This window comes from Solibacillus daqui (genome assembly GCF_028747805.1).
Classification (GTDB): domain Bacteria; phylum Bacillota; class Bacilli; order Bacillales_A; family Planococcaceae; genus Solibacillus; species Solibacillus daqui.
The window spans coordinates 3,383,336-3,403,312 of the sequence record NZ_CP114887.1; the positions used below are offsets into that span (position 1 = coordinate 3,383,336).

Sequence of the window (19,977 nt, forward strand, 5' to 3'; positions counted from 1 at the left end):
GGTATATTATCAAGTAAGAGATTATTTAACTTTACACAAGGAGTGTTTCCATTGACATTTACTACAAAACGCGCATTTAACTTTAATGCAGGTCCATCTGCATTACCACTTGAAGTTTTACAAAAAGCACAAGCCGAGTTAGTTGATTTCCAAGGAACTGGCATGTCAGTTATGGAGCTTAGTCACCGCAGTGCAACTTTTGAAGCCGTACATAATGAGGCCATTGCACGCTTACGTAAGCTTTTCGAAATTCCTGAAAACTACGAAGTGTTATTTTTACAAGGTGGCGCAAGCTTACAATTCACAATGATTCCAATGAACTTTTTACAAGAAGGTAAAAAAGCAAGTTACATTCAAACAGGTGCTTGGTCAGAAAAAGCGTTTAAAGAAGCAAAACTTTTCGGTACACCTGTTGAAGCGGCAAGCACAAAAGAAAATAACTACAAAAACATTCCTGCACTTGAAAATATCAACATTGATCCAGAAGCAGCATATGTTCACTTAACTTCGAACAATACAATTTTCGGTACACAATGGAAGACATTCCCGACAACTGGCGATATTCCATTAATCGCGGATATGAGTTCTGATATTTTATCGAAAAAAGTAGATGTAAGTAATTTTTCAATGATTTATGCTGGCGCACAGAAAAACTTAGGTCCTTCTGGTGTAACAGTCGTGATTGCACGCAAAGACTTATTAGAAAAAGCAAACACAAACATTCCAACAATGTTACAATACGAAATACATGTAAAAAACAATTCACTTTATAACACGCCACCAACATTCGGTATTTATATGTTAGGTGAAGTATTAAAATGGGTGGAAGAGCAGGGCGGTTTAGACGTAATTGAAAAGCGTAACGAGGAAAAAGCTGCATACATTTACGATGTTATCGACAACTCAAATGGCTTCTACTACGGTCACGCAACAGAAGATTCTCGTTCACTGATGAACATTACATTCCGTGTAGCTGACGAAGAATTAGAGAAAAAATTCTTAGCTGAAGCAAAAGAAGCGGGCTTTGTTGGCTTAAATGGTCACCGTTCAGTTGGTGGTTGCCGCGCATCTGCTTACAACTCAGTACCTGTTGAAGCATGTAAGGCACTTGCTGATTTCATGGTAAAATTCCAACAAGATAATCAGTAATTCTTAAAAAATTGAAAATGCTCCCGAGTATGGGGGCATTTTTTAGTCGATGGTGAAACAAAAATTTTTCAATGAAATCCACATATGAAAAGCGCTAAAGCGCCCTTTTAGCTCCGAGTGGGCAAAACGCCACGTCCATGTGGCATGCCACCAATGACTCACATCGTGTGAGCCTCAGACATTGGAGAGCCCGATTAGAAAGAATGCGCTTTTCCGACTTTCGACAGCGGAATCAAATGGCGCGAGGAGTTGACGCTTTAGCCTAGACATTGTTACAACGGAAAAAATTATTCTTTTCTATATTTTAATAAAAACATCAAATCGCGCCAATATAGCTCGATTTGATGTTTTTCTAATCTCTACATTTGGGGGTGTAGCTTTGAAAAAATGGCATTATAGTTGGATTATTTTAGCTGTTACATTTGTATCGATCATCGTTGCTGGCATTATCCGTTCTTCTGCTGGTGTATTTATCGACCCATTTGAGCAAGATTTTGGTTGGAGCCGTCCGTCAATTTCCTTTGCATTTGCCGTTAGTTTATTTTTATACGGCTTTTCTGGTCCATTTATGGCCGCATTCGTTGAAAAGTACGGCTTAAAACGCATGATGCTTGGCTCAATGCTTCTATTATCCATCGCGCTAGCTTGTACGTCTATCATGCAAAAAGAATGGCAGCTAATAATCATTTGGGGCGTCATGATGGGGATTGGCTCGGGATTATTTTTAACGGTATTAAGTACACAGGTGGCTAATCGTTGGTTTGATAAACAACGCGGTTTAGCTGTGGGTATATTAACTGCTGCAACTGCTACAGGACAACTAATATTACTTCCCGTTCTTGCAACATTAATAGAACACTATTCATGGCAAACAGCGATCATGTTAATCTTCATTTTAAGTCTGCTAATGCTAGTAATCATTGCGCTCTTTATGCGGAATGATCCGAGCGAAATAAATATCAGTCCATATGGTAGTGATGAAGTCATTGAGCCTGTAAGGGCAACTATCGGCAACCCATTTAAAATGGCTTTAAGCGCTTTAGCTGAGGGTTTAAAGGTAAAAGAGTTTTGGCTATTAGCGGGAAGCTTTTTTATTTGTGGGCTATCGACAAGTGGACTTATTGGGACGCACTTTATTTCGTACTGCATTAGCTTTGGTATTCCTGTCGTAACTGCTGCTGCAATGTTATCTTTTATGGGAGTTTTCGATTTAATTGGCACGACGCTTTCTGGTTGGCTTACTGACCGCATTGATAATCGATGGCTACTATTTTGGTATTATTCATTACGTGGGCTGTCATTATTAGCGTTACCTTTCGCTTTAGCAAGTGGTTCCTATACATGGTTAATCATTTTTTCTATTTTTTATGGACTTGACTGGATTGCAACTGTCCCCCCGACAATCGGCTTAACACGTCAACGCTTCGGCATTGAAAAAAGTGCCATGATGTACGGTTGGATGGTCGCAGCTCATCAAGTAGGTGCTGGGGTTGCCGCTTATTTTGGGGGCATTGTTTTTGAAGCAATGGGTTCGTATAAAATAGCGTTCTTATTAGCGGGTGGTTTCTGCTTACTTGCTAGTTTGTTTGTTATCGTGATAAAAAAACAGCCAATTCCATCAGCTAGATAAAATAAGCATGGGCCGTTAAAGACGACCCATGCTATATTATCAATTACGCCTCGTCGTAATTGCGTCCAGATTTTTTCAAGCTCGGGGCCACAGGACGTGGGTCAGTCAGCCGTTGTCACACGATGTGACGTCTTTAGGCTGACTTCCTCTTTAAAACTCCCCTAAAAAATCTGTGACATCCGCTGGTGCTTAGGCCAACACGATGGTGGTCACTCAGGCGTTGCCGCACGAAGCGGCGTTCTTAGCCTGAGTTCCCCTATTCAGCCGGGATTGAACCCCCCACTGAATAGAATTACATATTTGACATTCATCCCCCGCTTATAGAAGTAGGGTACTTCTGTACCTGTCGCTTTGCTTATGATACAAAAAGAATTTTAAGAATCAAGTTAAATTGTTGGCTTATAGAACGAACGATTATCTAATGGGAATAAGCGCTCTGTAAATTCGCCTGGCTTTGTTTTATCAAGTGCACGCGTAAGCATGTTCATTTTTGCATCGATATTATCGATGTAATGTAAAATTTCAGCTTCTTGAATCATCGGCTTTTTCGGGCTTCCCCACTCTTCTTTTCCGTGGTGTGATAATACTAAATGTTGCAGTAACATCACTTCTTCGCCTTCAATTTTTAATTCTGTTGCCGCTTGACCAATTTCATTGACCATAATTGATATATGTCCTAATAAGTTCCCTTCTACGGTATACATTGTGCCAACTGGACCACTTAACTCTATTACTTTACCAATATCGTGTAAAATAACACCTGAATATAATAGGTCACGGTTTAATGTTGGGTATAAATCGCAGATCGCCTCGCTTAATTTCAACATTGAAACAACATGGTCAATTAAGCCTGATGCGTAATCGTGGTGATTTTTCGTTGCCGCTGGATAAACAATTAGGCGGTCTTGATATTTCTTTACTAAAAAACGTGTAATACGTGAAATATTTGGATTTTGAATTTGGAAGAAATATTGTGTAAGTTCTTCATATAGCTGTTCTTTTGGTACGGCTGATGTTGGTAGTAAGTCACTAATAGTAACCCCTTCATCTTCACGCGCTGGACGAATTTGTTTTACACGCAGTTGATTTTTACCGCGATAATCATGAATTTCGCCACCCACTTTTACGATGGACTGTGCACGATACAAATTTTCGTGTTCATCATTCGTATCCCATAGTTTCGCTTCAATGTCCCCACTTCGATCTTGCAAAATAAGCGACATAAACGGCTTCCCTACTGTAGTAACACCTTTTTTAGCTTCTTTAATTAACAAATATTGATCGACTTGATCCCCAGGTTGAAGTTTCGTAATTCCATTCACAGGCAATCGCTCCTTTAATACTCTATTACAAGTAATTGTAACATGTAAATACGAATGATACCGACTAAAAGACTGTACAATTGTTCATGAACATTTCAATAATACAAATATTTTCTAACAAAAGTAGAGTTGTACCGTGAATTGTCGAAATATTTTATGTATAATGTAAATATCTTGCTTAAAAAGGGTGGTTTAATATGGAGAATTATCGTTTTACAGCTTTTGAAAAAACAGGTGAAACTTTATTTGATGAAGTTTGGACTTTTGATAATGACCAAACAGCAAAAGTTGAGGGTCAAAAACAAATCGATGAAAAAGGGATTGCCGAAAAAACTCATCGCTTAGTAAACTCACAAGGTAAATTAATTTTATTTCACGTGTAAACTGGCCTATACAAAGTCAAAAGGTGGACATCCTAATAGCCTGGATATCCACCTTTTTTATGCTAGTCGCTCAATCATTTCATATAGCTCTTGATTGGTTGGTACTTGTAAAAACATACGTTGACGTACAATTCGATCCATTTCCTTTTCAATCATCCCACGTGCAAATGCTTCACGATTACCCGAAGCGTACATATTACGAAATTCTTGTGGCATATTATATATTTCATTAAAATCATGCAATACTTGCTGCAGTTCATCTTCATTCAATAAATATTGTTGTGCTAAATTGACAAGTTCTTCATTAAAAATTTCGAGCATTTTTACTACATCATCTTTAATAACGAAATCTAACACTTTTTGCATAAGCTTTGTAGTAACAACACTACCTAAAATAAGTCCTATAATGCCGCCAATTAAACTAATAACCGCTGTGCTTACATTTGGAATGGTAAAGCCGATTCCTCCACCAATAACTAAGCCCGCAATACTCCCTACAACATTTGCTGCTGTTTTCGAGACATTTTTAAATAGTTGTGCTGGTGACATTTGACCTTTAATCATTCGTACTATATCTACGCTCGACATAACACCTGTTACAATTGCACCTGTCACAACATTGGCATTCAATAAGGTAATGGCTTTTTTTGCCGCAATCGAGCTATACATCACTTTTTTCGTTGCCGAACCCGCCATTTTTTTTACGACCGCTTTGGCACCGTTCTTTTTTATTGCCCCAACAATACCAGCATCTAATTCAATATGATCAATTAGATTTACAAGCTGTATATGCTGCTCTATCACTTCTTCTGCAAATAATTCACCAACAACCGTTAAACCCGTAAAAACAGCATTTTCTACAGCAACTTCTCGTTCAGCACCATTCCATTTACTTTGTGCAAACGAAATAGCTGTACTCATGCCAATCGTTTCTTCAAAAAGATAAATCATTCCTTGTGTATCCATCGTTAAATGATGGACATTACCAGCTTCCGCAATATGACGCACCTGCTGATAAGTAAATGCACCTTGCTTTATACAATCATTATTATTAAAATGCGCTGAAATCTGCTCAAATTGTTCGAATGGTACTTCCAAATAATTAATTTGACCTTCATCTAGCTGCTTTAATTCAACTTCACAGATTGCAATTGTCTGTTCCACAGTTGGACAATATACATTATGCAATACTTGTCGTTGTTTTTTAGAAAGCAGTATTTGTTCCACAAGGTTACCTCCATTTTTTAAATTCTTCATTATCATAATGGCAATCGGGAATGTTGTACAGATTTTTGTTCTACGTAAAATTGTAAAAAAGACTAGCACATTACATGCTAGCCCTCCTATCTATTCTCCTACAAACTGTGGTATACGTTTTGCTACAAATGCTTGAATACCTTCTAAATGATCTTTTGTTTGACGCATTTTTACTTGCCCTTCTGACTCGCCTTGTAAAATTTGCTCAAGCGTACTTAAATTGGCATTATGCAAAATTTGCTTCGTTTCAATCATCGCTAAAATTGGTGAAGCTAATAACTTTCCAACAATTTGGTCTACTACAACACTAGCTGTACCATCAGCCACATTGTAGTCAACTAAACCAAGTGCTAATGCTCGTTCACCATCTAACATTTTACCTTCCCAAATCATTTGCTTCGCCTTCACTGTACCAAGACGCTCCTTCATGAAGAAATGCCCTGCGCCATCTGGTATTAAGCCAATTCCAATAAAATTCATCGCAAGCTTACTTGACTCTTCAGCTACAATAAAATCACTGCCTAATGCCAAACTAAACCCTAATCCAGCCGAAGCACCGTGTATTTGGGCAATCGTAATCATCGGCAGCGTATAATAGGCTTTTACTAATCGTGCAATATCCCCCATGATGGTACCGAAATCTGAAAAATCATCCGAAGCAACCATCATCTTTACATCGCCACCAGCAGAAAATACTTTTCCTTCCCCTTTGATCACAAGCACTTGAACTTCTTTTTCATTATGCAGTGCCTCAAAGCAATCTGCTAATTCGCGCATCATTGTAAAATCCATGGCGTTCATTGCGTTTGGTCGATTTAACGTGACTGTCGCTTTTCTTTCTGCTACTTCTAATTGAATAGTTTCATACATTGTTCAAACACCCCTTTTTATGAATAACCATTCATTTCGACAACGTGTAGCATTTTCCCTTTATTTACTCAAAAATTTTCCAACTTGAAGCCCTGTAAATAGACAGCCACCAAGAAATGTACCTTCTAAAGAACGGTAGCCATGGACACCGCCTCCCCCAAAGCCACTTACTTCACCCGCTGCAAAAAGTCCAGAAATTGGTTCACCATACTCATTCAACACTTGCCCATTTAAATTCGTTTGCAGTCCACCCAATGTTTTACGCGTTAGAATATTTAAACGCACGGCAATCAGTGGGCCAGCTTTTGAATCTAATAATTTATGTGGCTTCGCTGCACGTATTAATTTATCTCCAATATAATTTCGTGCACCATGGATTGCCGTAATTTGCGCATCCTTGGAGAATTTATTTTCAATTTCACGGTCACGCGCCAAAATTTGCTCCTTTATACGCATAAAGTCTAGTAATTCACTTCCAACAAGCTCATTCATCCCCATCACTAAATCCTTCAGATTATCTGCGACAACAAAATCTTCCCCATTATCCTTAAAGGCTTGCACAGCTGCTGGGGGACCCGGTAATACACGTTTCAACACTTCTTTAATACTTTTATTTGTTAAGTCAGAGTTTTGTTCAGAACCTGATAATGCAAATTCTTTCTCGATTATTTTTTCGGTTAATATAAACCATGAGTAGTCATAGCCTGTTTTTTGAATTGCTTCAAGGGTACTAAGCGTATCAAAGCCAGGAAAATTCGGAGCTGTAAAACGATTTCCCACCGCATCAAACCACATCGATGATGGCCCCGGTAAAATGCGAATGCCGTGATTTTTCCAAATCGGATTCCAATTTTTCAACCCCTCCGTGTAATGCCACATGCGATCACGATTGACGATGCGCCCTCCAATTTCCTCGGTAATTTCGAGCATTTTCCCATCAACATATGCCGGTACGCCAGATACCATATTTTTAGGTGGTGTTCCTAGTCGTGATGGCCAATTTTTCTTCACTAATTCGATATTAGCACCAATTCCCCCACTTGCAACGACTACGGCATCTGCATGATATTCAAAATGATCAATCACGACACGCGAACTTTCTTCACCTCGTGTTATGGTAGCCGCTTCTAATATATTCCCACGAATGCCTGACACCGTTCCGTCTATTGTTATTAGTTCGGTTACTTGATGACGTGGCTTGTAATCGATTTTCCCTTCACTCGCCGCTTGTAATACTTGGTTGGAAAATGGCTCAACCAAGCCCGGTCCAGTTCCCCAAACAATGTGAAAGCGCGGAACAGAATTGCCATGCCCCCCAGCAAGTGAGCCACCACGTTCAGCCCATCCCACTACCGGAAAAAAACGAATGCCTTTTGATTGTAGCCAGCTATATTTTTCACCAGCCGCAAAATCTACATAGGCTTTAGCCCATTCATATGCCATAACATCTTCATCTTCTAAACGGTCAAATCCAGCAGTTCCACTCCAATCTTGCCAGGCTAATGCCTTACTATCCTTTATCCCAAGTCTTCGTTGTTCAGGTGAGTCAACTAAAAATAATCCTCCAAATGACCAAAATGCCTGCCCACCAATTGAATTTTTAGGTTCCTGATCAACAAGTAATACTTTTTTATTTGCATCAATTAATTCACAAGTAGCTACTAGACCAGCAAGTCCGGCTCCAACAACTATGACATCATAACGCACTCTAATTTCCCCCTTTATTTTCCACAATAAAACTGGCTTCAGCAAACTCTTTTTGACAACACTCGTGATCAACTTTCTGTTGAACTAATGCACATCAGATATCACAGATTTAGAGATTATTTATAAGAAAACTTGAAAAAATCTGGACGCTATTACCCCAAGGTGTAATTGGTAATTTCGTGCTCGTTTATATATCCCCTTCTAATTGGGAAAAAATAAAATTAGTCATAAAATTTTTTTGTGACAAAATTATGTCACAAAAATAAAACCGAATTCCCTCTTTATAATTTCACTCGTAATATTTTCAGTAAATTCAATCAAATGGCATAATACCAACATCGTTAGCGCTTACATCTAAAATTTCTAAAAACGAATATTCAATACTAATTACAACAATATAGTTCGTATTCAGATGTTTACAAGTTAATGGAAACGAAAAAATTTTCGGAAAATCGAATATCCCGTTGACAAAGGTGAACATTCGGGTTTATGATGTTATCAAATTTAATCACGATAAACTATTGCGATAGAGACATGCTTTTCGATTTGTATAGCAAAGAGAGCTGGTGGTTGGTGTAAACCAGTATATACTGCGATAAAGTTCCACTCTTGAATAGAATAGCTGAAAATATTAGTAGGTTATTCCGTCCCATGCACGTTACGCATATGGATGAGGTTGTACGAGTATTTGTCTGAATATTCCGTCAACAAATAAGGGTGGTACCGCGATTCTGATATTTCTTAGCCTTTCGCCCCTTACAGTGACATGTAAGGGACGGAAGGCTTTTTATTTTATTTCAAAAAATGGATAAACCATTAAGGGAGAGAATTTTATTATGGCAACTGAAGTTATCGAAAAAGGCACAAAAGCAATTAACGTATTTATTGCAGATCCGCTTAGTGAAGATGGGATTTTCCCTTTACGTCAAGAAACGGAATTAAACTTAAATATTATTATCGACACTGGCCTTGCTCCTGAAGAATTAATCGCAAAAATCGCTAACGTAGATGTACTCCTTGTTCGTTCTCAAACAACGGTTACACGCGAAGTAATCGAAGCTGCGAAAAACTTAAAACTAATCGGTCGCGCTGGTGTTGGTGTAGATAATATTGATTTAACAGCTGCAACAGAACACGGAATTATTGTTGTAAACGCACCAGACGGTAACACAAACTCTGCTGCTGAACATACAATTGCAATGATGACATCTTTAGCACGTTACATTCCACAAGCATTCAACACACTTAAAAACGGTAAATGGGACCGTAAATCTTATGTTGGTGTTGAGTTAAAAAATAAAACATTAGGCGTTATTGGTATGGGCCGTATCGGTGCGGAAGTAGCATACCGTGCAAAAGGTCAACGCATGAACGTTATCGCTTATGACCCATTCTTAACAGAAGAACGCGCAAAAGAGCTTGGCATAACAAAAGGAACAGTTGACGAAGTATGTGCAGCTGCTGAATTCATCACAGTACACACACCGTTATTACCTGAAACTCGCAATATCATTAACAAAGAACGTTTTGCGATGATGAAAGACGGCGTTCGTATTATTAACTGTGCACGTGGCGGTATTATTAACGAGGACGATTTATATGATGCAATCGTAGCAGGCAAAGTAGCAGGTGCAGCACTAGACGTATTCGTGGAAGAGCCAGCTACAGATCACAAATTACTAACATTACCACAAGTAATTGCAACGCCTCACTTAGGTGCATCTACAGTAGAAGCTCAAGAATCAGTTGCAGTAGACGTATCAAACGATATTATTAAATTCTATAAAACAGGTACTGTTACAAACCCAGTAAACATGCCATCAATTCCAAAAGAAAAACTTGCGCAAGTTGAACCATTCTTTGCGTTAGCTGAAAAACTTGGTAAATTCTTAATCCAAGTAACAGAAGAAGGCATTCAACAATTAAATATTTCTTATGCAGGTGAAGTAGCTAATTTTGATGTTCGCCCATTAACTGCAAATGCTATTAAAGGTTTACTTTCTACTAACCACGGCTCTCACGTAAACGATGTAAACGCACGTTACTTAGCTGAGCGTATCGGTATGCAAATTAATGAACACAAAACAACAACTGCAAAAGGTTTCACAAACTTAATTACAGTTGAAATTATCACAGAAACAGAAAAACATACAGTTGCAGGTACTCTATTAAACGGACTTGGTGCTCGTATCGTTAAAGTTGAAGGTTTCGTAGTAGACGTTGTTCCTGAAGGCAACCTACTTTACATCAAAAACCAAGACAAACCAGGTTCAATCGGCCGTGTAGCGACTAAGTTAGCCGAAAAAGACATTAACATCGCAACGATGCAAGTAGGTCGCGACCATGTTGGTGGTTCTGCAGTTATGATGCTTGCCGTTGATAATGAAGTAACAACTGAAGATTTAGTTTATGTTGCACAACTTGAAAATATCGACGAAGTAAAAGCGATTACTCTATAATTTCATTACGAAAACGGATAAGCAAAATTCAACGCTTATCCGTTTTTTCATTTGATTTTACAATTCAATTTAGAATTCTAAAGGTCTAAACTCTTTAATTTAGTACTAAATGAATATTTAACTTGCTTCAGCGGATGTCATTGATTTTTTAGGGGATTTTTTCGGGCCTGTTTGAAAAAATCTGGACGCAATTACGCGGGGGGAATTAATCTAGGGTTTATTCATATTTTGCGTAAAGAATTGTATACTTATAGTATTAAGTAAATTTTTAACAATTCATTCTAACTCGATGAAGGAGTTTTCTACATGAAAAAATTAATTTTTTGCGCAGTTATAATGGTACTGTTTAGTTTATATTTACCTCGTCATTCCAGTGCTGCAACTAACGCTAATATTAAAATGACAACGAATAAGAGTGAATTGTTCGATGATTCATTGCAATTAGTAATACATGAATTACCTCAAAATGTGCCCGTTATTGTGTTGGAAGAGCAGGAACAATGGTCAAAAGTTCAATACAAAGAGCAAATTGGCTACATTAATAACGAACTATTAACTACTGTGCAAGCAAAATATATGCTCGTGCATTCTAAAGCAGATTGGCCAATTTATCTAAGTGATGCACAGCAAGGGCAACTGCTTGGAAGAATTTATTTGAACAGTATTGTAGAAGTGTTCCCTAGCAATTCACCAAATTATATTTTTATCCGCTATGGTCATTTAGCCGGCTATGTAGATAAACAAGCTGTTGTCGACCCATCCACTAAAAAGAAAATTGTTAACGATCCAAAAGGACTTATCGTACGTACCACTGCTAGCCCCTCTAGTGATATACTTGGGCATCTTGCGGCTAATACAGAAGTAGCAATGTTAACAAATTTTAACGGCTGGGCGTTTGTCACAACAAAAGAATTTTCAGGCTATGTTTTAGCAAGTAGCTTAAAAAATACTACTACAAAACCACTTCCTCCAAACAATACGACGAGTAATAAAACAAAAAAAATAGCGCTCACTTTTGATGATGGACCACATCCAAAAGTGACACTACAAATTTTAGAAATTTTAGAAAAATACAACGCTAAAGCGACATTCTTTGTCGTTGGTAATGAAGTGCAAAAAAATCCAAAAATATTAAAATCAGTAGCAGATGCCGGGCACGAAATTGGCAACCATACATATAATCACACGAAATTAACAACATTACCACTGCAAAAGGCCAAATTACAAATCGATTCTACTGATGCCGTCATTAAAGCTACAATCGGACGCAATTCTACTGTATTTCGACCTCCGTATGGTGCGTATGACAAAACCATCGTAAACCAATTAAAAGTGCCAAATATCCTTTGGACAATTGATACGCTCGATTGGAAGCACCGTGATCCGAAAAAAACATTAGCTACTGTTCAAAAAAACGCCAGAAATGGTAGTATCATACTCATGCACGACATTCATCAAACGACTGCCGATGCATTAGACCCCATCTTAGCGACATTACAAGAGCAAGGCTATGAATTTGTAACTGTATCAGAAATTATAAAGAAATAATAAAGTGCCACGCTCGAATCCTGTTTCGAACGTGGCACTTTTTAACTTAACGATTTCAGTTGTATAAATGTTAATGGCTCTTGATTTGCTATAATACTAGACGCGCTTGGTAGCAAGTTTACTACATCGAAGCCCTGTGATACACCCATAGCTAGCACAATCCCTGCAACAAACACTGTACCTACAGATATTAAGCTCGATAACAAGCGGTGCGCTTTTTGCATTTCTTCGTTGGACTCTTTTACGTCTTTTTTACGTACAAGTTTAAAAAAACGCTCTTGCTGTGGAGGCATTGATAACACATGTGCACATGCTAAGCACAAATTGGCGCTATGACGCTCTATCGTCACTAAATTCACCTGTACATATTCTGTTGTACGTCCGCAGTTTTCACAGCTGCATGCCTCATAGTTACCCATAAAAAAACCTCTTTCATTTGTTCATGAGTCTATTATAACATAAATTTTCAGAAAATTCTCTATTTGGGTTTTTAATTATGCAAAAAAACGCACAAATTTTTGTGCGTTTTCCTAGTTTTTATAGTGTTTTTACAAGCTGTAAAAACTCAGTTAATGATGATACTTCATATGTTGGTATAACATCAGGATTTTTTGGCTTGTCCTCACGGTTAATCCATACATTACGCATATTCACTCGAGATGAACCTAAAATATCTGTCATTAAATTATCGCCCACCATAATGCCATCCTCTTTTGATACATTTGCCTTTTCCATCACAAATTCGAAAATCGATAAATCCGGCTTTCCTTTTCCGAAGTCACCTGAAATGACAATATGGTCAAAGTAAGGAACAATTTCTGGTGTAATTTCTAATTTTAAATTTTGTAAACTTGGTGCACCATTTGTTAATAATACAAGCTGATACTTACCTTTTAATTCATCCAATACAGCAAATGTGTCTTCATAGAAAAATGGCGCCTTTTTTCGTTCTTTTACAAAGCGTTCGCCAAGTTCCGCGCCAAATTTCGCATCGTCAATGCCCAGTGCCGCTAAACCGTTCGTCCATGCCTGTGCACGGTAGCCAGGTACAATTCCCTTCATTTGTTGGAATTGAGGTGTTGGGTCATCGAATGTTCCCCATAAGCCTTCAAACGGATTGATGCCGATTAGCACTGTGTAATCATAGGTTTCGTAGCTTTCATATAACGTACGTGCCGCATTACGCACTTCTTCTTCAAGGGTAATCGAGTCAACATTTTTGACAGTACTTGCATATTCGCATGTTTTTTCAAACGCTGTTTTAACAGATTTTTGATCATATAACAGCGTATCATCTAAATCGAAAATAATTGTTTTAATCGCCATGATATTTGCTCCTAAACTATAATGATATACCTCAATAGTTTACCATAATAAAGCGTTTATTTTTATTTCATTTTGATTTTTCTAAATTTTAGATACGAAAAGGCTCATTCATAATTTGCTTATTGGACGCCCTTCGTCATATACTATTTATTCTTTTCACGTAGTTGCTGCATTAAATTTGTAATGTGTTGTTTTCGATTGGCTGTTTCTTGTTTTAACACCTGAACTTCGTAAGTTTGACCGTTGTCATAAATAGTAACAATATCGCCTTCTTTAACTTCTACCTCTATATCTCCCTGATGAACCAATAGCTGCTTTGTTTCATCTGGATGCTGCAAAAAAATCGCGTAATCCCCTTCAAAACGGTCTAATGTATATTTTTTATGGTAGCTCACTAACAATTTCTCCCTTCGCATTTTTTAATTTTGCGGCGTCACCAGAGTTAAGCCAGATTTGCTTTTTCGTCCATTCAAGGGCATTTCCACTCGCTTTGGCATCAGTTCCACTTGTCACATAAATTTTCTTACCTGGTACTAAATTGATGTTTGGGAAGTTAAACTCTTGATTGCCCTCGACCGAAATCAATTTCCAGCCTTGTAAGTTTACTGTTTCGTTACTATTATTTTGAATTGCTACAATCTCAGCTTGTAAATCTTTACTTATAAGTTCTACCTTATCTGACTTTGATAAAGTAATTGAACTTGTTGCACCAATGCCAGTCCATTGTTTCGCATTCACATCATAGGTAACCCCATCTGTTGCTACGACTATAGTTCCTGATTCTGCAGTGCCATAAAGATCACTACCTGCTTGTTTTAGTGTATCTACTACTTCCGCATGTGGATGACCGTATTTATTGTCCTGACCATAGCTTAATATTGTCGCTAATGGATTTACCTCTTTGATAAACTGGGCCGAGCTACTCGTATTTGACCCATGATGTCCAGCTTTTAAAATTGTCGCTTCGACATCAACTCCTGAATTTAATAATTGTTGTTCAATGCCATGGTCGGCATCGCCCATTAATAAAAACGAAATTTGTTGGTACGCCACACGTAAGACAATTGAAGCGTCATTATTATCGGCTGCATTTTCATCACTTGCCAATACATCTACGTTTACTACCGAATCAAGTGCTATTGTATCTCCTGTCGTTGGAACGGTATAGCGAATATTTTTGTTATGTATTAATGTCAGCATTTCCTCATATGTTTGAGACGTATGAACTTTTCCTGAATCGATAAATTCTTTAATTGAAATCGAATTCAGTACAGCAATTAACCCTCCAATATGGTCCGCATCTGGATGTGTTGCCACTACATAGTCAAGTTTCGTCACACCTTGTGAATGTAAATAATCTACAACGGTTTTCCCGGCGCCTTTTACCCCACCATCAATCAGCATCGTTTTACCACTAGGAGATTTTATGAAAATCGAATCGCCCTGTCCGACATCAATAAAATGTACTGTCATCTCCTTTCCTGCTACTGCCGGCGCATTTGTTTCCACCATTTCTGTACAGCCTGCTAGCATCACTAGCAAGGCTAATACAAACCATAATAATCTTTTCATATTGTCATATCCTTTTCTTATACTCCCTTTAAGTGTACACAACATTAGACGAATAGAAAAACACATTCCGAATAAAACCGCGTCGCAGTTTTGTGGATTTCCTCACTATCTTAATCAAAACAAAAAGGGTGAACTGCTACGGATGTAACAGTTCACTCTCGATTGTATTAGGATGAGTATATCTCTTCTAATATTTTTATTTTTTTCGCAATGGCATCTTCAAACGTCATAATATATGCTGCTGGATCTTTCGGATTGTGGAATTGCGTAATTTTGCCTGTTTCTGGATGTACAAATTTCGAGGAAGCACCACAACCAATACCTAAAATCGTTTGTACTTCTTCCATTATAACGATATTGTATATCGATTCTTCACTCGGCTTACAGTAGCCAACATTTTCTAAATTACCTAAAATATTTTTTTGACGGTATAAATAATAAGGAACATAGCCATTAGCAGCTGTCCAATCCGTTGCCATTTGCATCATTTGTGCGACTGTATCACGGTCAGCTACTTTATATTTGTCTTTGTTACGCGTCATTTCCGATGCACGTTTAAAACTTAATGTATGCACCGTTAAGCTTTCTGGTTGCATTTTAGCCGACTCTTCTAATGAATGCTGGAATTCCTCAATCCCTTCATTTGGTAAGCCTATGATTAAATCCATGTTAATATTATTCATACCTGAATTACGTGATAGCCAAAACTTTTCAATGGTTTCCTCAACTGTATGATGACGGCCAATTGCCTTTAATGTTTCTTGCGTATAACTTTGTGGATTTACTGAAATACGGTCAATACCCCACTTTTTCAGCACTTCAATTTTCTCTGGCGTAATCGTATCAGGACGACCTGCCTCTACCGTAATTTCTCGAATCGATTCAGGGTTTGGGAAGGCATCAAACATCGTTTTATAAAGTGCATCCATTTCATGCGCTTCGATTGACGTTGGTGTACCTCCACCCCAATAAATCGATGTAATGCGCATATTTTTCTTTGTAAGCCATTTACCCATTTCTTGTAGTTCAATGTGCAATCCGTCGATAAATTTCTCAACTCGTCCCGCTTTACGATTGGATTGAATTGCATAGGCTGGGAATGTACAGTATGCACACATTGTAGGGCAGAAAGGTACCCCGATATAAATCGAAATTTCTCGTCCTAACTCATCTATATCTGGAATAACCTTTAATTGACGCTCAACAATCGCTTTCATGAGTGCGATTTTTTGATCAGAAATTCGGAAATCCTCTTTTAAAATTGTTGCGATTTCTTCATCAGATTTCCCTGCTTTACGGTACTTATGATACAGCTTCGTAGGACGAACTCCCGTTAAAATTCCCCACTGCTGTGTCATCCCTGAATATTGCTCCAACACATCTAGCATGACATGCGATAACGCACGCTTCATACGAATGCTTTGCTCTTTTTCAGTGCCCTCCGTTGCATAACCAATCGAATAGCTATTTGTAAAGGCTTGACCATCTACTAATAATTCTGCCGCCGTATGAATTGTAAACGAGGCATCAATGGAATGTTCAAAAGCTAATGTCATATCCGCACCATCGTTTTCAATTTGAATGACCGAGTCTTCGTAAAAGAGATTGGCAATATGGTTTAACACGCGTGTCCAATCCTCTTTAAATTGTTCATTTATATGAATTGTTTTCATTATTTATTCTCTACTTTCCTATCTAAATGAAGGTTAGAAAAAGATTTCGCTTTCGCGCATAATGGCCAAAAACAATGTCTTTTCTAATATGGATTTCCTCTAAAAAAATCCTAGTTTCTTATTTATTAAAAACAAAATCCATCTCATTGTAACAAAAAATGAAATGGAATAAACGAATACTGCTTATATTTTTTGAAAACACCTTTCTGCAAAACCAATGCGACTAATGCAGTAGAAATTTTCGCGCTCGTATCCACCTTTAAAAAATTACCAACTTTTAATAGTCATTTAACTTAATTTTAACTTTTCATCTGTAAAATTAGTTATAAATTTAGGATAAAAAGGGGTTTCCACTATCTATATAGTAATAACATGGTATTTTTTTACTATATTTCATTAGACTAACTTTATAGAATATTCTATACTTTTTATTATCAACTATTAAATGGAGGTAGCAATGATGGTTCGACCACTAAACTTTACAACTCAGAATTTCACTGATATAGTAAATCAACTTTCTATCGGCATTCATACGTTTGATATAAATCGCTGCGATGAGCGTACATTTTACATTACAATAAATGTTACTTATGCAAATAATTCAACTACTTGCGATTTAATTTTCTTGATTGATCGCGACGAATTATTTGGCGCGATTTCATTAAACGACCTTTATGAAAATGTTCAACATTTCTTTTCACAACACTTTAACTATCAATTACTTTATACAGACGAAATGCAAATTGCTAAGCTCGCTACAAAGCATCCTAGCTTTTCAGAGAGCATTCGCAAATACTCACAAAAATTCCCAAAACACTCTATTTCATTATAAAAGGCTCACACAATTGTGTGAGCCTTTTATCTTATAGTCCGTCGTATAATGACTGGATTGGCTGTGTAATAATGCGGTTTACTTCTTGAATAACTGAGCTTAACGCCATTTCTGCTTCTAGCATTGCTAAGATTTTCAGGTCTTGTTGCGCTAATTGAGCTACTTTTTGTAAATACACATATTCTTCTTCTGTAATTTCTTCACCTGCATTTTGCTTATCTTGCAACTTCATTTGTACATCGCGGAAATTTGTGAATAGTTTTTTTGCTTCTTCATCTTCACGTACTGCATCTACCGCTTTTTGTAGATTTTCGAACTCATCTGTTTTGCGGAATGTTGCTTGAAGTTTATTAATATCTTCATAAATGTTAATCATCTTAAATCCTTCTTTCTCGTTTTAGTTCGTCAACAAGACGACAATTGCTTGAATAACTCCTACAAGACCACCAATAATGCCACCTAACCAAGTGATTAGCTTGAGCTCCTTGCTAATAATACCAAGTACAAGCTCCTCTAATTTAGCAATCGGGAATGAATCCACCTGCTCACGCACGACTTCAGCTAAATTTAATCGTTTTAACACATCTTCAATTTTATTTTCTGCTACGATAAACAACTTCTCCATGACTTTAGGCAATAGGTCAACCGTTACCCATTGTATTCCTTGTGGCCAATAATCATTAATCGTTTTGTCTAAGCGTGATTCAATCGCTAGTGCATTTTTTGCATAGCTTTGGATGTTATACTCAATCGTATCAAAGTTTACATCATTCATAAAGTCCATCGCTGGACGATTTTTAATTTTTTCCCATTCTGAGATAAAAATTCGCTGTAATAACGCCGCTGTGCCTGGCGCTTGTAAAAACTTCACAAGCTCACGCTGCACTTTATCAACAAGTGATGTTGAATCGCCTAAAAACATTTGAATCATGCCACCGAATGAACCCTTAGTCGATAAAAAGTCATCAAGCATATTTTTGATTGTTATTGCGCCTTCTTGTGATAAGAAATAGTCTTCACCCTTTTGTAAAATCTGCACAACCGCTTCATCTACTTTACGGTCTAATACAGGCTCTAAATCAGTCGGTAAAATTTCACGAATCGCTTTTGACGATAATGTATTTTTCACCGACATCAATTGACTATGAATAATTTCATCCACTTTTCCTTCAACGGTTTGTGGTAATGTTTGAATTCCGGCTAAATGCAACCAATCATTTATCGTTTTTTCATCCGTAAATATTTCTTGTTTCACCTTGTCCTGCGCAAATGTTAATACGCTCGCTCGAACTTCTGTAGATAAAAATTTCTTTTTAATCGTATCAGGTGTTAATAAATAATCAGTTACCGTTTTGCCTAATTGAATCGCTAAATCACCACGACGCTTCGGAATTAGACCTGGTGTTAATGGTAACTTCCACTTTTTGAAGTAAATCGGCTTATACGGTCTAAATAGCATTTTAATCGCCATGTAATTTGTTGCTGCACCAACGACCGCACCGACGACACCAAGTAAAAGTAATAGCGTAATAAATTCTCCCATTGATCTCACTCTTTCCTCATCTATATCTATTCTATTATTAATTTCTTCAACCAAAAATTGCAACAACTGACTACTTTCTTGTACGATTAAATCGGGAGGGAAGTTTCATGATTCAACATTTTAGCTATAAACCACTATTTGAAAACAGCCAAATTCCAGGCTGGTCTATTAGTTTCTTTTTTAAAAACGAGCGATTTGCTGCGGACTATTATAAAGATGGCAGTATTCGCTTCATTGGTAATGCCCCACAGCAAGACGAACTTGCCAACGTAGAAAAAATGGTCCATGAATTAATGTTATTCCACGTTTATGAATGAATGAATGAATGAATGAATGAGAAAAGCGCTAAAGCGCCTTCAAGCCCCGAGTGGGCAAAACGCCACGTCCATACTATCTTATTTTTTAAAGAAAAAGAGCACCCTCACTTTTGAGGATGCTCTCTTTATCCCGCATTAAGGGACAGTAAGAAGCAAACTGTACTGTCCCTTAATGCCCGATTGGTAAAAACTAATGCTCGGTGAGGGATAAATCCCTCACCGAGCAAAGTTTCACCTTATGCGCATTCAAGTAAATTATTAAAATAGCTGGCTAGAGAATTTATTTGCTGGCAATTTTTACAATAAATTTCTCATCTATTCAAATAATTACTTGTTCAATAGATTACCATTAAAATACTGATAATTCAATTTTTAATACATTATTTTTT

Annotated in this window: 18 protein-coding genes and 1 other annotated feature; of the genes, 7 read left to right on the forward strand and 11 right to left on the reverse strand. The window is 37.4% G+C overall.

From position 1 onward, the window contains the following. The first annotated feature begins 51 nt into the window (after window positions 1-51). On the forward strand, window positions 52-1,149 hold the full coding sequence (serC, locus tag O7776_RS16590; RefSeq protein ID WP_274308064.1) for a 3-phosphoserine/phosphohydroxythreonine transaminase: 1,098 nt from the start codon (window positions 52-54) through the stop codon (window positions 1,147-1,149). Between the two features lie 379 nt (window positions 1,150-1,528). Continuing rightward, window positions 1,529-2,779, forward strand: a complete 1,251-nt coding sequence (locus tag O7776_RS16595) for an MFS transporter (RefSeq protein WP_274308065.1) — start codon at window positions 1,529-1,531, stop codon at window positions 2,777-2,779. 386 nt (window positions 2,780-3,165) lie between these two features. Here O7776_RS16595 and yhaM read toward each other — a convergent pair whose 3' ends face one another. After that, window positions 3,166-4,101 carry a 3'-5' exoribonuclease YhaM gene (gene yhaM, locus O7776_RS16600; RefSeq protein WP_274308066.1) on the reverse strand — a complete coding sequence of 312 codons (936 nt, stop codon included), beginning with the start codon at window positions 4,099-4,101 and terminating at the stop codon, window positions 3,166-3,168. A gap of 197 nt (window positions 4,102-4,298) precedes the next feature. Between yhaM and O7776_RS16605 the strand changes: the two genes are divergently transcribed. Then, window positions 4,299-4,484, forward strand: a complete 186-nt coding sequence (locus tag O7776_RS16605; protein ID WP_241369881.1) for a YhzD family protein — start codon at window positions 4,299-4,301, stop codon at window positions 4,482-4,484. Window positions 4,485-4,541: 57 nt separating this feature from the next. Here O7776_RS16605 and O7776_RS16610 read toward each other — a convergent pair whose 3' ends face one another. The 3 genes from O7776_RS16610 to O7776_RS16620 all read right to left on the reverse strand — a co-directional run bounded on the left by O7776_RS16610 (window position 4,542) and on the right by O7776_RS16620 (window position 8,318). Then, window positions 4,542-5,711 (reverse strand): hypothetical protein, encoded by a 1,170-nt coding sequence (locus tag O7776_RS16610; RefSeq protein WP_274308067.1) that lies wholly within the window; start codon window positions 5,709-5,711, stop codon window positions 4,542-4,544. Between the two features lie 120 nt (window positions 5,712-5,831). Then, window positions 5,832-6,611: an enoyl-CoA hydratase gene (locus O7776_RS16615; protein ID WP_274308068.1), complete on the reverse strand. Its 780-nt coding sequence runs from the start codon at window positions 6,609-6,611 to the stop codon at window positions 5,832-5,834. Between the two features lie 60 nt (window positions 6,612-6,671). Continuing rightward, entirely contained in the window at window positions 6,672-8,318 is a 1,647-nt protein-coding gene (locus tag O7776_RS16620; RefSeq protein WP_274308069.1) for an FAD-binding dehydrogenase, read from the reverse strand. 514 nt (window positions 8,319-8,832) lie between these two features. Next, window positions 8,833-9,078, forward strand: a binding site (T-box leader). A gap of 76 nt (window positions 9,079-9,154) precedes the next feature. Here O7776_RS16620 and serA point away from each other — a divergent pair. After that, window positions 9,155-10,777: a phosphoglycerate dehydrogenase gene (serA, locus tag O7776_RS16625; RefSeq protein ID WP_274308070.1), complete on the forward strand. Its 1,623-nt coding sequence runs from the start codon at window positions 9,155-9,157 to the stop codon at window positions 10,775-10,777. Window positions 10,778-11,083: 306 nt separating this feature from the next. Next, window positions 11,084-12,325: a polysaccharide deacetylase family protein gene (locus O7776_RS16630; RefSeq protein WP_274308071.1), complete on the forward strand. Its 1,242-nt coding sequence runs from the start codon at window positions 11,084-11,086 to the stop codon at window positions 12,323-12,325. A gap of 41 nt (window positions 12,326-12,366) precedes the next feature. Here the strand turns inward: O7776_RS16630 and O7776_RS16635 are convergent, their stop codons facing one another. The 5 genes from O7776_RS16635 to O7776_RS16655 all read right to left on the reverse strand — a co-directional run bounded on the left by O7776_RS16635 (window position 12,367) and on the right by O7776_RS16655 (window position 16,896). Continuing rightward, window positions 12,367-12,744 (reverse strand): DNA polymerase III subunit delta, encoded by a 378-nt coding sequence (locus O7776_RS16635; RefSeq protein WP_241369871.1) that lies wholly within the window; start codon window positions 12,742-12,744, stop codon window positions 12,367-12,369. A gap of 118 nt (window positions 12,745-12,862) precedes the next feature. After that, window positions 12,863-13,651 (reverse strand): HAD family hydrolase, encoded by a 789-nt coding sequence (locus tag O7776_RS16640; RefSeq protein ID WP_274308072.1) that lies wholly within the window; start codon window positions 13,649-13,651, stop codon window positions 12,863-12,865. A 143-nt stretch (window positions 13,652-13,794) separates the two neighbouring features. Then, window positions 13,795-14,046, reverse strand: a complete 252-nt coding sequence (locus tag O7776_RS16645) for a DUF3006 domain-containing protein (RefSeq protein ID WP_274308074.1) — start codon at window positions 14,044-14,046, stop codon at window positions 13,795-13,797. Next, complete coding sequence (locus tag O7776_RS16650) at window positions 14,033-15,223, reverse strand: MBL fold metallo-hydrolase (protein ID WP_274308076.1); 1,191 nt, start codon at window positions 15,221-15,223, stop codon at window positions 14,033-14,035. Before O7776_RS16650 ends, O7776_RS16645 begins: the two co-directional genes overlap by 14 nt. Window positions 15,224-15,390: 167 nt before the next feature. Beyond that, window positions 15,391-16,896 (reverse strand): coproporphyrinogen III oxidase, encoded by a 1,506-nt coding sequence (locus tag O7776_RS16655; RefSeq protein WP_274308077.1) that lies wholly within the window; start codon window positions 16,894-16,896, stop codon window positions 15,391-15,393. 460 nt (window positions 16,897-17,356) lie between these two features. On the opposite strand from O7776_RS16655, the gene O7776_RS16660 reads away from it, so the two are divergent. Further along, complete coding sequence (locus O7776_RS16660; RefSeq protein WP_274308078.1) at window positions 17,357-17,728, forward strand: hypothetical protein; 372 nt, start codon at window positions 17,357-17,359, stop codon at window positions 17,726-17,728. Window positions 17,729-17,759: 31 nt separating this feature from the next. On the opposite strand, the gene O7776_RS16665 is transcribed toward O7776_RS16660, so the two are convergent. After that, complete coding sequence (locus tag O7776_RS16665; protein ID WP_274308079.1) at window positions 17,760-18,104, reverse strand: YlbF family regulator; 345 nt, start codon at window positions 18,102-18,104, stop codon at window positions 17,760-17,762. Window positions 18,105-18,125: 21 nt separating this feature from the next. Further along, window positions 18,126-19,271, reverse strand: coding sequence for a DUF445 domain-containing protein (locus O7776_RS16670; protein WP_274308081.1), 1,146 nt, complete (start codon window positions 19,269-19,271; stop codon window positions 18,126-18,128). A 107-nt stretch (window positions 19,272-19,378) separates the two neighbouring features. Here O7776_RS16670 and O7776_RS16675 point away from each other — a divergent pair, with 107 nt between their 5' ends. After that, the gene (locus tag O7776_RS16675) at window positions 19,379-19,588 is read left to right on the forward strand and encodes a YheE family protein (RefSeq protein WP_274308082.1); all 210 of its coding nucleotides are present in this window, start codon (window positions 19,379-19,381) and stop codon (window positions 19,586-19,588) included. The last annotated feature ends 389 nt before the right edge of the window (window positions 19,589-19,977 follow it).

Coding starts and splice junctions, on each gene's coding strand:
- O7776_RS16655 (WP_274308077.1), bottom strand. CDS start 16,896: ATGAAAACAATTCATATAAATGAACAATTTAAAGAGGATTGGACACGC.
- O7776_RS16665 (WP_274308079.1), bottom strand. CDS start 18,104: ATGATTAACATTTATGAAGATATTAATAAACTTCAAGCAACATTCCGC.
- O7776_RS16630 (WP_274308071.1), top strand. CDS start 11,084: ATGAAAAAATTAATTTTTTGCGCAGTTATAATGGTACTGTTTAGTTTA.
- O7776_RS16650 (WP_274308076.1), bottom strand. CDS start 15,223: ATGAAAAGATTATTATGGTTTGTATTAGCCTTGCTAGTGATGCTAGCA.
- O7776_RS16640 (WP_274308072.1), bottom strand. CDS start 13,651: ATGGCGATTAAAACAATTATTTTCGATTTAGATGATACGCTGTTATAT.
- O7776_RS16605 (WP_241369881.1), top strand. CDS start 4,299: ATGGAGAATTATCGTTTTACAGCTTTTGAAAAAACAGGTGAAACTTTA.
- O7776_RS16660 (WP_274308078.1), top strand. CDS start 17,357: ATGGTTCGACCACTAAACTTTACAACTCAGAATTTCACTGATATAGTA.
- O7776_RS16615 (WP_274308068.1), bottom strand. CDS start 6,611: ATGTATGAAACTATTCAATTAGAAGTAGCAGAAAGAAAAGCGACAGTC.
- O7776_RS16635 (WP_241369871.1), bottom strand. CDS start 12,744: ATGGGTAACTATGAGGCATGCAGCTGTGAAAACTGCGGACGTACAACA.
- serA (WP_274308070.1), top strand. CDS start 9,155: ATGGCAACTGAAGTTATCGAAAAAGGCACAAAAGCAATTAACGTATTT.
- O7776_RS16670 (WP_274308081.1), bottom strand. CDS start 19,271: ATGGGAGAATTTATTACGCTATTACTTTTACTTGGTGTCGTCGGTGCG.
- O7776_RS16675 (WP_274308082.1), top strand. CDS start 19,379: ATGATTCAACATTTTAGCTATAAACCACTATTTGAAAACAGCCAAATT.